The sequence below is a fragment of the Paraburkholderia sp. MM5477-R1 genome, assembly GCF_050436385.1.
Lineage (GTDB): Bacteria > Pseudomonadota > Gammaproteobacteria > Burkholderiales > Burkholderiaceae > Paraburkholderia > Paraburkholderia tuberum.
The window spans coordinates 249,344-263,145 of the sequence record NZ_JBNDMC010000007.1; the positions used below are offsets into that span (position 1 = coordinate 249,344).

Sequence of the window (13,802 nt, forward strand, 5' to 3'; positions counted from 1 at the left end):
CTCATGGCAAAGTTCTTTATTGATCGCCCGATTTTTGCATGGGTGATCGCCATCATCCTGATGCTCGCGGGTATCGCGTCGGTGTTCACGCTGCCGATCGCGCAATACCCGACCATCGCGCCGCCGTCCATCCAGATCAGCGCAACCTATCCGGGTGCTTCGGCGAAGACGGTGGAAAACACCGTTACGCAGGTGATCGAGCAGCAGATGAGTGGTCTTGACCACCTGCTGTACCTCGCGTCGACCTCGGACGACTCAGGCACGGCCACCATCACGCTGACGTTCGCGGCCGGCACCAACCCTGACATCGCGCAGGTGCAGGTGCAGAACAAGCTGCAGCTCGCCACGCCACTGCTTCCGCAAGCGGTGCAGCAGCTCGGCACCAAGGTCACGAAGTCGAGCAGCAGCTTCCTGATGGTGATGGCGTTCGTGTCGACCGACGGCAGCATGAACAAGTACGACCTCGCGAACTACGTGGCGTCGAACATTCAGGATCCGATCAGCCGTATCGACGGCGTGGGTACGGTGACGCTGTTCGGCTCGCAGTACGCGATGCGGATCTGGCTCGACGCGAACAAGCTGAACAACTTCGGCCTGACGCCGCTCGACGTCTCCTCCGCGCTGCAGGCGCAAAACGTGCAGGTCGCGGGCGGCTCGCTCGGCGGTACGCCGTCGGTGCCGGGGCAGGTGCTGCAGGCCACGATCACGCAGGCCACGCTGCTCAATACGCCCGAGCAGTTCGGCAACATCCTGCTGAAGGTGAACCAGGACGGCTCGCAGGTGCGTCTGCGCGACGTGGCGCGCGTCGAACTGGGCGGCGAAAACTACAACTTCGACACCAAGTACAACGGTCAGCCGACGGCAGGCTTCGGTATCCAGCTGGCCACGGGCGCGAACGCGCTCGCCACCGCGAAGGCGGTGCGCACGAAGATCGCCGAACTGTCGAAGTACTTCCCGCACGGTCTGGTGGTGCAGTACCCGTACGACACGACGCCGTTCGTGCGCCTGTCGATCGAGGAAGTGGTCAAGACGCTGCTCGAAGGTATCGTGCTGGTGTTCCTCGTCATGTACCTGTTCCTGCAGAACCTGCGCGCCACGCTGATCCCGACGATCGCGGTGCCGGTGGTGCTGCTCGGTACCTTCGCGATCATGAGCGTGGTCGGTTTCTCGATCAACGTGCTGTCGATGTTCGGTCTCGTGCTCGCGATCGGCCTTTTGGTGGACGACGCGATCGTGGTGGTGGAAAACGTCGAGCGGGTGATGCAGGAGGAGGGCTTATCGCCTCGCGAAGCAACCCGCAAGGCGATGGACCAGATCACCGGCGCGCTCGTTGGCGTGGCGCTCGTGCTGTCGGCGGTGTTCGTGCCGGTGGCGTTCTCGGGCGGCTCGGTGGGTGCGATTTACCGGCAGTTCTCGCTGACGATCGTCGCGGCGATGGTGCTGTCCGTGCTCGTCGCGCTGGTTCTGACGCCGGCGCTGTGCGCGACGATCCTGAAGCCGATTCCGAAGGGTCATCACGAAAAAGCCACCGGCTTCTTCGGCTGGTTCAACCGTACCTTCAACACCAGCCGCGACAAATACCACTCGGGCGTGCACCACGTGATCAAGCGCTCGGGCCGCTGGCTCATCATCTACATGGTGGTGATCTTCGCGGTGGGGCTGCTGTTCGTGCGTCTGCCGAAGTCGTTCCTGCCTGACGAAGACCAGGGCACGATGTTCGTGCTGGTGCAAACGCCGTCGGGTTCCACGCAGGAAACCACCGCGCGCGCGCTGAAGGACGTGTCGGACTACCTGCTGAACGACGAAAAGGCGATCGTCGAATCGACCTTCACGGTGAACGGCTTCAGCTTCGCGGGTCGTGGCCAGAACGCGGGTCTCGTGTTCGTGCGGATGAAGGACTACGCACAGCGTCAGCACGCGGACCAGAAAGTGCAGGCACTCGTTGGGCGTCTGTTCATGCACTTCAGCAGCTACAAGAACGCGGTCGTGTATCCGGTCAATCCGCCGTCGATTCCTGAACTCGGCACCGCGGCGGGCTTCGACTTCCAGCTGCAGGACCGCGGGGGTCTCGGTCACGCGAAGCTGATGGAAGCGCGCAACATGCTGCTCGGTCTGGCGGCGAAAGATCCGACGCTCGCGCAGGTGCGTCCGAACGGCCTGAACGATACGCCGCAGTTCAAGGTGAGCATCGACCACGAGAAGGCTTCGGCGCTCGGCGTGTCGCTTGCCTCGATCGACCAGACGTTCTCGATCGCTTGGGCCTCGTCGTACGTGAACAACTTCCTCGACACGGACGGCCGGATCAAGAAGGTTTACCTGCAGGGCGACGCACCGTTCCGGATGAAACCGGAAGACGTGAATGCCTGGTTCGTGCGCAACGGCGCGGGCGCGATGGTGCCGTTCTCGGCCTTCGCGAGCACCGAGTGGACCTACGGTTCGCCGAAGCTCGAGCGCTACAACGGTATTTCGTCGGTGGAAATCCAGGGTGCGGCCGCGCCGGGCAAGTCGACCGGTCAGGCGATGGCGGCGATGGAACAGATCGTCACCAAGCTGCCGGCGGGAGTCGGCTACGAGTGGACGGGTCTGTCGCTGCAAGAGCGTCAGTCGGGTTCGCAGGCGCCAATCCTGTACGGCATCTCGATTCTCGTCGTGTTCCTGTGTCTCGCGGCGCTGTATGAAAGCTGGTCGATCCCGTTCTCGGTGATCATGGTGGTGCCGCTCGGCGTGATCGGCGCACTGCTGGCCGCGACGCTGCGCGGGCTCGAGAACGACGTGTTCTTCCAGGTGGGTCTGCTGACCACCGTGGGTCTGTCGGCGAAGAACGCGATTCTGATCGTGGAATTCGCGCGAGAACTGCAGCAGGGTGGAGGCATGGGACCGATCGAAGCCGCGCTCGAAGCGGCGCGTCTGCGGTTGCGTCCAATCCTGATGACCTCGCTCGCGTTCATTCTCGGCGTGCTGCCGCTCGCGATCAGTAACGGCGCGGGGTCGGCCAGCCAGCACGCGATCGGTACCGGCGTGATCGGCGGCATGTTGACGGCGACCTTCCTCGCGATCTTCATGATCCCGATGTTCTTCGTCGTGATTCGCGCGAAGTTCGGCGGTGAGAAGGAAGACCCGGATGAGGCGCTGCGCCACTATCAACAGCACCATCCGCACGATCCGCAAGGCGGCGCGGCGGGTGGCACGACCGACGGGTCGGATGGCAATGGCTCGGGCAAGGATGGGCATTGAGATGCAAAAACACTCTTTGATTGCAGTAGCGGTCGCGCTGCTCGCCGCGGGTTGCACGCTGGCGCCGCACTACCAGCGGCCCGCCGCGCCCGTGACGGCGACTTTCCCGACGGGCGGCGTGTACGACCAGCAGCCGGGCGCGCAGGGCGCGCGCGGCGCGAACGGCCTGGCTGCCGGCGACATCGGCTGGCGCGACTTCTTCGTCGATCCGCGTCTGCAGCAGCTGATCGAAATCGCGCTGAAGAACAACCGTGATCTGCGTGTGTCGGTGCTGAACATGCAGGCGTCGGCGGCGCAGTACCGTATCGTGCGCGCGGGCCTGTTCCCGACGCTCGACGCCGCGGCTTCGCAAAGCCGGCAGCGCACGCCGCGCGATCTGCTGGCGTTGCCCAACGGCCCGACGATTAGCAACACGTATTCGGTGGGCTTGAACGCGTCGTGGGAAATCGACTTCTTCGGGCGCGTGCAGAGCCTGAAGGATCAGGCGTTGGCCACGTACCTCGGCACCGCGCAGGCGCGCAAGTCCGCGGAAATCGCGCTGGTGTCGCAGGTGGCGAACCAGTACATGACGGTGCTGGAACTGGACGATCTGCTGAAGGTCACGCAGAACACGCTGAAGACGGCGCAGGAGTCGTTTCGGATCACCAAGCTGCAGTTCGACAACGGCACCGGTTCGGAACTCGATCTGCGCCAGTCGCAAACGGTTGTCGAAACCGCGAGCGCGGACCTGCAGGCGCAGATGCGTTTGCGGGCTCAGGCTGACAACGCGCTGGTGCTGCTGATCGGCGAGCCGTTGCCGGCTGATCTTGCGCCAGGCCTGCCGCTGAGCGACCAGAGCCTGCTCACGGATATTCCGGCGGGCCTGCCGTCCGATCTGCTGACGCGCCGTCCCGACATCATGGAGGCCGAGGAAAATCTGCTCGCGGCCAACGCGAACATCGGCGCGGCGCGCGCCGCGTTCTTCCCCAAGGTCACGCTGACCGGCAGCGCCGGCACGCTGAGCCCGACGCTCGGCGGGCTGTTCAAGCCGGGTTCGGCGGCGTGGAGCTTCGCGCCGTCGATCACGCTGCCGATCTTCGAGGGCGGTCAGAACATGGCCAACCTCGATCTCGCCAACATCGAGAAGAACGTGCAGATCGCCACGTATGAAAAGGCGATCCAGACGGCCTTCCGCGAAGTGGCGGACGGACTGGCCGCGCGCGGCACGTACGACGAGCAGATCGCGGCGCTCGAGCGGGATGTCGCGGCCGAGCAGCGCCGGCTGGATCTGTCGACCCTCCGTTATACGAACGGTGTCGACAGCTATCTTTCGGTGCTGACCGCGCAGACCTCCTTGTACGTGGCTCAGCAGGCGCTGGTCACCGCGCGCATGGAACGTCTGCAGAACCTGGTCACGCTGTACCAGGCGCTCGGCGGCGGCTGGATCGAGCACAACGGCGACCAGCCGCGTCCCGCCGACGCGCCGGTCGATTACGGTGCGGCGAGCGCACCGGTCGCGGCTTCGGCGGCGACGGCAGGCTAAGCGCTGCGGCTCGACGAACCGCTGAAGTGAAGCAAAAACGCCACGGCATGCCGTGGCGTTTTTGTTGATTCGCGGCGTTCGGTGCCGCTCGCCGCATCATCGCTGCATCAAAAGCTCAATGCAGATCCGCCGCCCGCAGCATCTCGTTGCTCTGCGGTGCGCCGCCCGCGCTGGCGTCGAGATCGTGCCCGGCGCGGCGAAGCTCGCTCTTCGCCTTCTTCTCGCTCTTCACGCCGTTGAAGATCAGGTTCAGCGCGACCGCCGACACCGACGCGAGCAGAATCCCGCTATGTAGCAGCGGCGACAACGCCGGCGGCAGTTGCGAGAAGAAGTGCGGCGAGACGACCGGCACGAGGCCGAGCCCGATGCTGACCGCGACGATGAAGAGGTTGTGCTGATTCCTCACGAAGTCGACGCGCGACAGCACCTTGATGCCGTTCGCCGCGACCATGCCGAACATCACGATGCCCGCGCCGCCGAGCACGAACGCCGGCACCGACGCGACCACCTGCGCCATCTTCGGGAAGAGGCCGAGCAGCACGAGGATCACGCCGCCCATCGCGCACACGAAGCGGCTCTTCACGCCGGTCACGCCGATCAACCCGACGTTCTGCGAGAACGACGTATGCGGGAACGAGTTGAAGATGCCACCGATCAGCGTGCCGAGACCGTCGACGCGCAAGCCACGCACCAGCGTTTTCTGATCGACCGGACGATCGACCATGTCGCCGACCGCGAGAAACATGCCGGTCGATTCGATGAACGTGACGAACATCACGGTGACCATCGTCGCGATCGACAGCGCATCGAAGTGCGGCAGACCGAAGTGGAACGGCATCACGAAGCCGACCCACGGCGCGTGCATGACGCCGTCCAGGTTGACGCGGCCGAGCATCAGCGCGATCGCGAAGCCCGCGACGATGCCGAGCAGCACCGAGATATTGGCGACGAACCCCCTGGCAAACTTGTTGATCAGCAGGATCAGCGTCAGCACGAGCAGCGCCAGGCCGAGATAGACCGGATTGCCGTAGTCGGGATTGCCGACACCGCCGGCCGCCCAGTTGATGCCGACCTCCATCAGCGACAGGCCGATCACCGAAATCACGACGCCGATCACGACCGGCGGGAAGAAGCGCAACAGCTTGCCGACCGCGGGCGCGAGCAGAATGCCGATCACGCCGGCCGCGATCGTCGAGCCGAAGATGTCGAGGATGCCGAGCGAAGGATTGGTGCCGATCGCGACCATCGGGCCGACGGCCGCGAACGTGCAGCCCATGATGACGGGCAGGCGGATGCCGAAGATCCACAGTCCGAGCGTCTGGATCAGCGTGGCGATGCCGCAGGAAAACAGATCGGCGCTGATCAGGAAGGCGACCTGGTCTTTCGGCAGCTTCAGCGCCGCGCCGATGATCAGCGGCACCGCGACCGCGCCAGCGTACATGACCAGCACGTGCTGGATGCCGAGAGTGAGCAACTGGCCCGCCGGTAGGCGCTCGTCGCACGGGTGAACCGTGTTCGCTTGCATATCGTCTGTCTCCACCATCTCGTTTTGGGATGACTCCAAGGTATCGGGGACGAAAAGTCGCAACAAGACCATACGTGGCTATTCCGGCATTCCCGGCGGCGATATGCAGAGACCTGTTTTGAAAGGCAAATTAAAGCCACGCGTGGGACGGATCGGCCGTCGGATGCCAGAGAACCCTATGCAGTGGGGGCCGCGGGCGGTGCATGGCGTGCGCGGCGCGGGTTCGTCGCGCGAGGGGATATGTGTGAGAATCAATGACGTGTATCACGCTTCACGCATAGTCCTGTTTTGATGACGCTCGCAGCACGGCGGGGTTAACCCGCGAATGGTTTTTTTTCGCGTGTTTTCCGAGCCGTTTGTTCAACGTTCGCGACGTCTGTGCAGCTTCGCCTTTGAGCTTCGCTTTCCCACTTCGTCGCCAGTCTCGCTGGCTCCTTCTTCACCTCGTTTCAACGTCCCTGCGCTCATGAGTTTTCTCGGCATCGATCTCGGCACCGGCTCCCTGAAAGCGGCAATCGTCGACGAACATGGACGCGAGCAGGCGGTATCGAGCGTCGCTTATGCGCTCGTTACGCCGCACGCGGGTTGGGCCGAAATCGACGTCGAGACCTGGTGGAACGCGCTCGTCCACGCGATGGCGGGCCTGCCGCGCGAGCTGCGTGACGGCGTGCGCGCGATTGGCTTCTCTGGCCAGATGCACGGCGTCGTGCTGCTCGATGCAAACGGCGCAGCGGTGCGGCGCGCCATGCTGTGGCCGGACTCGCGCGCGCTCGCCATGCTCGACGCGTGGCCCGAGCCGCAACCGAATCCGGTCGCGCCCGGCATGGCCGGACCGCTGCTGCGCTGGCTCGTGCTGCAAGAACCGGAAGCCGCGCGCCGCACGCGCTGGGCGCTGCAGCCGAAGGACTGGCTGCGCGTCGCGCTCGGCGGCGCGTGCGTGACCGATGCGTCCGACGCGTGCGCGACCGCGCTCGCCGATCCCGCCGGCGCGTGGGACACGGCGCTGCTGCAACGCCTCGAGATTCCGTCCGAGTGGTTCGCGCCTGTGGCGCCGTCGTATGCGGCGGCGGGCGCGCTGTCGCCGCAGGCCGCGCAGGCACTTGGCTTACGGGCCGGTATCGTGCTCGCAGCCGGCGCCGCGGATACGCCGTGCGCGGCGCTCGGCAGCGGACTCGTGCGTGACGGCGACGCGCTGCTGACGACCGGCACCGGCGGACAGATCGTCGTGCTCGCGAACGACGAGCCTGCGCCGCTGAAGGGCTTGCATCGCTATCGCGCGGCGAGCGATCACTGGTATCGGATGGCGGCGATGCAGAACGTCGGCATCGCGCTGGAGCGGGTGCGCGGGTGGCTGTCGTTTGGGTGGGCGGAGGCTTACCGAGAGGCATTTGACGATGCGGCTGATGCAAGCGCTCATGCCGCCGCTGAAGTGGCGTCGACGCTGAGCTTCCTGCCGTACCTGACCGGCGAGCGCACGCCGTGGCTGAACCCGCAGGCGCGCGGCGGCTGGCTCGGTTTGTCGCTCGAGCATACGCGCGGCGCGATGATGCGTGCCGCGTTCGAGGGCGTCGCGTTCTCGTTGCGCGCGGGGCTCGACGCGATTCGCGCGAGCGGCGCGCCGGTGACGGCGCTCAAGCTCGCGGGCGGCGGCTCCGTCGATGCGCGCTGGCGACAACTGCTCGCCGATGCGCTCGACGTCGACCTGCATGCGGTCGATTGCCCGAACGCGGCGCCGCGCGGCGCGGCGATCCTCGGCGGTCTTGCGTGCGGCCACTGGCAGACGCGCGATCTCGCCGCGCTCGCGCCGGGCGCGACGCGCGTCGCGGGTCCACGCGGCGATGCGGCGCTTGCTGAACGCTATGCGCGCTTCGTCGATCTGTATGTCCGGGTCGAGCCGTGGTTCGGTGGTAGCGCGCCGTGCGAAGCGCAGTGACAGCGACGGCGTTGAACACGGTGCCGAGCGCAGCCATCGGCGACGCAGCCTTCACGCACTATGCAATACCATGACGCTTTTCGCGCGCCACGCAGTCGCCGGCACGCGATGCCATTTCGCATTCACGCACTCACGGACTCACGGACTCACAGGAGCATTGACGATGAAGACCAAAGCAGCAATCGCATGGAAAGCCGGCGCCCCGTTGACGATCGAGGAAGTCGATCTCGAAGGTCCGCGCGCCGGTGAAGTCCTGATCGAAGTGAAGGCGACGGGCATCTGCCACACCGACTACTACACGCTGTCGGGCGCCGATCCCGAAGGCATCTTCCCGGCGATTCTCGGCCACGAAGGCGCGGGCGTGATCGTCGATGTCGGGCCGGGCGTCGGCACGCTGAAGAAGGGCGATCACGTGATTCCGCTCTACACGCCCGAATGCCGTCAGTGCAAGTTCTGCCTGTCGCGCAAAACGAACCTCTGCCAGGCGATCCGCGCGACGCAGGGCAAAGGCCTGATGCCCGACGCGACCTCGCGCTTCTCGCTCGATGGCAAGCCGCTGTTTCACTACATGGGCACGTCGACGTTCTCGAACTACATCGTCGTGCCGGAGATCGCGGTCGCGAAGGTGCGTGAAGACGCGCCGTTCGACAAGATCTGCTACATCGGCTGCGGCGTGACGACCGGCGTCGGCGCGGTCGTGTATTCGGCGAAGGTCGAGGCGGGTGCGAACGTGGTGGTGTTCGGGCTCGGCGGTATCGGGCTGAACGTGATTCAAGGCGCGAAGATGGTCGGCGCGGACAAGATCATCGGTGTCGATCTCAACCCGGGCCGCGTCGAACTCGCGAAGAAGTTCGGCATGACGCACTTCATCAACCCGAACGAAGTCGAGAACGTCGTCGATCACATCGTGCAGCTGACCGACGGCGGCGCCGACTACTCGTTTGAATGCATCGGCAACGTGAAGGTGATGCGCCAGGCGCTCGAATGCACGCACAAGGGTTGGGGGCAGTCGTTCATCATCGGCGTCGCGGCGGCGGGCGAGGAGATCAGCACGCGGCCGTTCCAGCTGGTGACGGGCCGCGAGTGGAAGGGCTCGGCGTTCGGCGGCGCGCGAGGCCGCACCGACGTGCCGAAGATCGTCGACTGGTACATGGAAGGCAAGATCAATATCGACGATCTGATTACGCACCGTCTGCCGCTCGAGCGCATCAACGAGGGCTTCGAGCTGATGAAGAAGGGCGAGTCGATCCGCTCGGTCGTGCTCTACTAAGCGAGGAGCGTCGCGATGCTCGAACTACTATCGTCGCACGCCTGCCACGGCGGCGAGCAGCGCTTTTACCGGCACGAGTCGCGCACCGTCGGTCTGCCGATGCGCTTCTCGGTCTATCTGCCGCCGCAGGCGTTGCAGGGCAATGCGAAGGTGCCCGCGCTGTTCTACCTAGCGGGGCTGACCTGCACCGAAGAGACGTTCGCGATCAAGGCCGGCGCGCAGCGCTTCGCGGCCCGGCACGGCATCGCGCTGATCGCGCCGGATACGAGCCCTCGCGGCGCGGGCGTGCCAGGCGAGAGCGATGCGTGGGACTTCGGCGTCGGCGCGGGCTTTTATGTCGACGCGACCGAGCAGCCGTGGGCGCGGAACTACCGCATGTACTCGTACGTGCGCGACGAGCTGCGCGAAACCGCGCTTGCGAACCTGCCGATCGATGGCGCGCGTCTCGGCGTCTTCGGTCATTCGATGGGCGGGCACGGCGCGCTGATGCTCGCGCTGCGCAATCCGGACATTTATCGGTCGGTGTCGGCGTTCGCGCCGATCGCGGCGCCGATGCGTTGTCCCTGGGGCGAGAAGGCGTTTAGCGGTTATCTCGGCGAGAACCGTGAAGCGTGGAAGCAGTACGACGCGAGCGAGCTGGTTTCGCACGCGACGCACAAGTTCGCGGAAGGGATTCTCGTCGATCAGGGGCTCGCGGATCAGTTCCTGCCCACGCAGCTCAATCCCGACGTGTTCGAAGCGGCGTGCAAGGCCGCGGGTCAGCCACTGACGTTGCGCCGGCATGCGGGTTACGACCACGGCTACTACTTCATCTCGACGTTCGCCGAGGATCATCTCGCGCATCACGCGAAGGTGTTGCTCGGCTGAACAACGTCGTAAAACGCGAGGCAAAAAAAACGGCGGCACTTCATGTGCCGCCGTTTTTTCATTTGATCGGCGTAAGCGCCGCTCAATGCCGCTTCAACAGACTCCCGCCATACACCACCGCCGACAGCGCGGTGATCCAGAAGCTCGTCGGGCAATCGGTATAGAACGCGAGCGTCAGCCCGAGCCACGCCTGCGCGAGCGCGAACACGGCCGCGAGCACGAGACCCGTCGACAGCCGCGTGCTCAGGTTCTGCGCGGCGGCGGCCGGCCCGACCATCAGCGTGAACACGAGCAGCACGCCGACGATCTGCGTGCAAGCGGCGACGGCTAGCGCGGCGATCGCGAGAAACAGCACCGACACGCGGCGCAGCGACACGCCCTTCGCTTCGGCCAGCTCCGGTTGCAGCGACGCGAACAGCAGCGGCCGCATGATGGCCGCGAGCGCGGCCAGACTGACGACGCCCAACGCCGCGAGCACACCGAGCGTCGCTGCATTGACGCCGAGCACGTTGCCAAACAGCAGCGCCGTCACCTGCGTCGCGTAGGCGGTGAAGAAATGCAGAAACAGCAGCCCAAAGCCGAGCGACAAGGAAAGGATTACGCCGATCGCGACGTCGCGGCCGGCGAGCCGTTCGCCAAGCGCGCCCATGCCCACACCGGCCGCGAGCGTGAAGCCGATCATCCCCCAGAGAGGCGGGAGGCCGATCAGCACCGCGCCGGTCGCGCCGGTGAAGCCGACGTGCGACAGCGCGTGGCCCGCGAACGTCTGTCCGCGCATCACGAGAAAATAGCCGACCACGCCTGCCAGCACCGCGACGATCCCCGAGGCCGCGAAGGCGTTCACCATGAAATCGTATTCAAACATCGTGCGTGTGTCCGTCGCGTGAGTCTTGCGGGTCTGGATGACTGTGTGAGTGGCTGTGCGAATGCGTATGTCCGCCGTCCTCGTCGTGTTCGTGCCCGTGATCGTGCTTCTCGACTTCGACGCCGCCCGACATCACGAAGATGCGGCCGTTCACGCGCATCACGTCGATCGGCGAGCCGTACAGACGCGACAGCACCGGCCGTGTGATCACTTCGTCGACGGTGCCGAGCGCCGCGACGCCGCTGCCGAGATACAGCACGCGATCGATCGAGTTCAGCAGCGGATTGAGTTCGTGCGCGGAGAACAGCACCGCGATGCCGAGCTCCTGCTGCACGCGCCGCACCAGTTCGACGACGCTCTTCTGGTGATGCGGATCGAGACTGATCAACGGTTCATCGAGCAGCAGCAGTTTCGGATTGCCGAGCAGGCATTGCGCCAGCAGGAGCCGCTGCCGTTCGCCGCCCGACAACTCCGACAGTGGCCGCTTCGACAGAGTCGTCCCGCCGACGAGCTCGAGCACCCGATCGACGTCCGCGCGCGTTTTTGCATCCGCATGCGGCAAGCCCCAGCGATGACCATCGGCTGCCATCGCGACCAGATCGCGGCCGCGCACGCGACGGCCGGCGAGCGCGCTGCGCGTCTGCGGCATATAGCCGATCGACGCGTTGCCGCGCTCGACCGTCTGCCCGAGCACGCGGATCGCGCCGCCCACGGCCGGCACGAGGCCGAGCACCGCGCGCATCAGCGTCGTCTTGCCCGCGCCGTTGGGCCCGAGCACGCCGATGAACTCGCCCTGGTTCACGACGAAGCTGGTATCGCGCAGGATCGTGCGGCCGCCCAGATCGAGCGTCACGTTGTCGAGTTCGAGCACGGGCCGGTCGCCGCGCGCGGTGGGTGCGCCTGATTGCGCACCTGCTGGCGTTTGATGGCCAGTCGGAATCATGGAGCCTTGCCTTTCGCGCTCGCGCTGGTCGCGCCGTTCGTGTCACCCGCCGCGAGCGCTTTCTGCAACGCATCGAGCTGCGTCAGCATCCACGTCTGATAGGTCTTGCCGGGCGGCAGGGTTTCGGTGACGCTCATCGTCGGTACCTTCGATTGTTGCGCGAGCTTCAGCATGCGTTTGGTCAGCGCCTCGGTGGCCTGGCTGTTATAGATCAGCACGCGCACGCGCCGCTCGCGCAGATCGCGTTCGAACGCGGCGATATCGGCCGCGCTCGCTTCGGTGTCGTTCATCGTGGCGAGCTGGAAGCGCTGGTTGCGCATGGCGAGGCCAATCGCGTCAGACATATAGCCGAACACCGGCTCGGTCGCCGTGACCGGCAAGCCCGCATAGCGGCCGTGCAGCTCGGCGACCTTCGCGTCGATCGGCTTCAGCGAATCGAGAAACTTCGCGAGGTTCGCATCGTACGCCGGCTTGTGCGCCGGGTCAGCAGCGCTGAGTGCGTCGCAGACCGCGCGCGCGACTTTCGGCATCGTCGCCGGGTCGTACCACAGGTGCGGATTGTCGCCGCCTTTTTTGCCGACGAGGTCGGCCGCGATGATCACCGTGCGATGCGCGCCTTTCGACGCGGCCAGCAGCTTCACCATCCACGGATCGTAGTCGGCGCCGTTGTAGACGACGAGGCTCGCATGCTGTAACGCGCGCGCGGTGGCCGGGCTCGCTTCGAACAGATGCGGGTCCTGGTCCGGGTTGCTGAGGATGCTGGTCACGTCGACGCGATCGCCGCCGAGTTGCCGGACCACGTCGCCATAAAAGTTCTCCGCGGCGACGACCGGAATTTTCGCGTCGGCGGCGAACGCGTTGTGGCCGAAGCCGAGCGCCGCGATCGCGAGCAGGCAGGTGCACAGATGGGTGCGCACAGACATCGAACGCTTCAGCGCGCGGTGCGCTCTAGACAACATCGAACCGATTGTTTTCATCGTTGTTTCCTGCTGGGTGAGAGTTGAATCAGCCACTCGCGGTGGCAAGGCCAAATACGGGGTGGCACGGGGTGGTGCTTAGCGCGGCGCCGCGCATCTGATCACGACGAATTGCCTGCTGCGCCGCCGGCGCCGCCAGGCTTCGCCGCTCGCGCACATGGCCCGCACAGTCCACTTAGCTCGATCACCTGACGATGCACCTCGAAGCCATGCGCGGGTGAGCTGTGCGACAGGCGGTCGGCGAGCTCGTCGCCGGGAATCTCGACAGTCGCGCCGCAACCGTCGCACATCAGGAACTGGCTGCGATGCGGCACGCCGATTTCGCAGCAGGCGACGAACGCGTTCTTCGATTCGATCCGGTGCACGAAGCCGTGCGCGACGAGGAAGTCGAGCGCGCGATAGACGGTGGTCGGCGACATGCGACCGCGCTCGGGGGCGAGCGCGTCGAGCAACTCGTACGCGCCGACCGGCCGCTCGCTCGCGACGATCGCCGCGTACACCTGGCGGCGCAGCGGCGTCAGCGCGAGCCCCTGCGCCGCGGCGTGCGCGTCCGCATGCGCGACCCGCATGGCGTGCTGTTCGGCGAGCGAGGTAGTCATCGGCGTGAATCTCCTGACATGGCGGCCCCCGAGCGGGCTGCAAGGTCGAAATGATATAACGTAGCGC

At 65.6% G+C, this 13,802-nt stretch carries 10 protein-coding genes; 5 read left to right on the forward strand and 5 right to left on the reverse strand.

The window, feature by feature from the left end; all coding sequences use genetic code 11:
- The first annotated feature begins 3 nt into the window (after nucleotides 1–3).
- Nucleotides 4–3,234 (forward strand): efflux RND transporter permease subunit, encoded by a 3,231-nt coding sequence (locus OKW35_RS29975; protein WP_429490118.1) that lies wholly within the window; start codon nucleotides 4–6, stop codon nucleotides 3,232–3,234.
- A gap of 1 nt (nucleotide 3,235) precedes the next feature.
- On the forward strand, nucleotides 3,236–4,756 hold the full coding sequence (locus OKW35_RS29980; protein WP_184058296.1) for an efflux transporter outer membrane subunit: 1,521 nt from the start codon (nucleotides 3,236–3,238) through the stop codon (nucleotides 4,754–4,756).
- Nucleotides 4,757–4,871: 115 nt separating this feature from the next.
- Here the strand turns inward: OKW35_RS29980 and OKW35_RS29985 are convergent, their stop codons facing one another.
- A complete protein-coding gene (locus OKW35_RS29985; protein ID WP_429356092.1) occupies nucleotides 4,872–6,281 on the reverse strand; it encodes a nucleobase:cation symporter-2 family protein in 1,410 nt (469 codons plus the stop codon).
- A 466-nt stretch (nucleotides 6,282–6,747) separates the two neighbouring features.
- On the opposite strand from OKW35_RS29985, the gene OKW35_RS29990 reads away from it, so the two are divergent.
- From OKW35_RS29990 to fghA, 3 genes are all read left to right on the forward strand, one after another.
- Complete coding sequence (locus OKW35_RS29990) at nucleotides 6,748–8,214, forward strand: xylulokinase (protein WP_429553957.1); 1,467 nt, start codon at nucleotides 6,748–6,750, stop codon at nucleotides 8,212–8,214.
- Nucleotides 8,215–8,377: 163 nt separating this feature from the next.
- A complete protein-coding gene (locus OKW35_RS29995) occupies nucleotides 8,378–9,484 on the forward strand; it encodes an S-(hydroxymethyl)glutathione dehydrogenase/class III alcohol dehydrogenase (protein WP_184023024.1) in 1,107 nt (368 codons plus the stop codon).
- 15 nt (nucleotides 9,485–9,499) lie between these two features.
- Nucleotides 9,500–10,351, forward strand: coding sequence for an S-formylglutathione hydrolase (gene fghA, locus OKW35_RS30000; RefSeq protein WP_429553958.1), 852 nt, complete (start codon nucleotides 9,500–9,502; stop codon nucleotides 10,349–10,351).
- A gap of 82 nt (nucleotides 10,352–10,433) precedes the next feature.
- Here the strand turns inward: fghA and OKW35_RS30005 are convergent, their stop codons facing one another.
- The 4 genes from OKW35_RS30005 to OKW35_RS30020 all read right to left on the reverse strand — a co-directional run bounded on the left by OKW35_RS30005 (nucleotide 10,434) and on the right by OKW35_RS30020 (nucleotide 13,735).
- The gene (locus OKW35_RS30005) at nucleotides 10,434–11,216 is read right to left on the reverse strand and encodes a metal ABC transporter permease (RefSeq protein ID WP_429553959.1); all 783 of its coding nucleotides are present in this window, start codon (nucleotides 11,214–11,216) and stop codon (nucleotides 10,434–10,436) included.
- Nucleotides 11,209–12,159 (reverse strand): ABC transporter ATP-binding protein, encoded by a 951-nt coding sequence (locus OKW35_RS30010; protein WP_429490112.1) that lies wholly within the window; start codon nucleotides 12,157–12,159, stop codon nucleotides 11,209–11,211. Before OKW35_RS30010 ends, OKW35_RS30005 begins: the two co-directional genes overlap by 8 nt.
- Nucleotides 12,156–13,082 carry a metal ABC transporter solute-binding protein gene (locus tag OKW35_RS30015; protein ID WP_429555102.1) on the reverse strand — a complete coding sequence of 309 codons (927 nt, stop codon included), beginning with the start codon at nucleotides 13,080–13,082 and terminating at the stop codon, nucleotides 12,156–12,158. Before OKW35_RS30015 ends, OKW35_RS30010 begins: the two co-directional genes overlap by 4 nt.
- A gap of 155 nt (nucleotides 13,083–13,237) precedes the next feature.
- A complete protein-coding gene (locus OKW35_RS30020) occupies nucleotides 13,238–13,735 on the reverse strand; it encodes a Fur family transcriptional regulator (RefSeq protein WP_429553960.1) in 498 nt (165 codons plus the stop codon).
- Nucleotides 13,736–13,802 lie beyond the last annotated feature (67 nt).

Excerpts from the sequence above, each read along its gene's own strand:
- OKW35_RS29975 (WP_429490118.1), top strand. The coding sequence starts at position 4 with ATGGCAAAGTTCTTTATTGATCGCCCGATTTTTGCATGGGTGATCGCC.
- OKW35_RS29980 (WP_184058296.1), top strand. The coding sequence starts at position 3,236 with ATGCAAAAACACTCTTTGATTGCAGTAGCGGTCGCGCTGCTCGCCGCG.
- OKW35_RS29985 (WP_429356092.1), bottom strand. The coding sequence starts at position 6,281 with ATGCAAGCGAACACGGTTCACCCGTGCGACGAGCGCCTACCGGCGGGC.
- OKW35_RS29990 (WP_429553957.1), top strand. The coding sequence starts at position 6,748 with ATGAGTTTTCTCGGCATCGATCTCGGCACCGGCTCCCTGAAAGCGGCA.
- OKW35_RS29995 (WP_184023024.1), top strand. The coding sequence starts at position 8,378 with ATGAAGACCAAAGCAGCAATCGCATGGAAAGCCGGCGCCCCGTTGACG.
- fghA (WP_429553958.1), top strand. The coding sequence starts at position 9,500 with ATGCTCGAACTACTATCGTCGCACGCCTGCCACGGCGGCGAGCAGCGC.
- OKW35_RS30005 (WP_429553959.1), bottom strand. The coding sequence starts at position 11,216 with ATGTTTGAATACGATTTCATGGTGAACGCCTTCGCGGCCTCGGGGATC.
- OKW35_RS30010 (WP_429490112.1), bottom strand. The coding sequence starts at position 12,159 with ATGATTCCGACTGGCCATCAAACGCCAGCAGGTGCGCAATCAGGCGCA.
- OKW35_RS30015 (WP_429555102.1), bottom strand. The coding sequence starts at position 13,082 with ATGTCTGTGCGCACCCATCTGTGCACCTGCCTGCTCGCGATCGCGGCG.
- OKW35_RS30020 (WP_429553960.1), bottom strand. The coding sequence starts at position 13,735 with ATGACTACCTCGCTCGCCGAACAGCACGCCATGCGGGTCGCGCATGCG.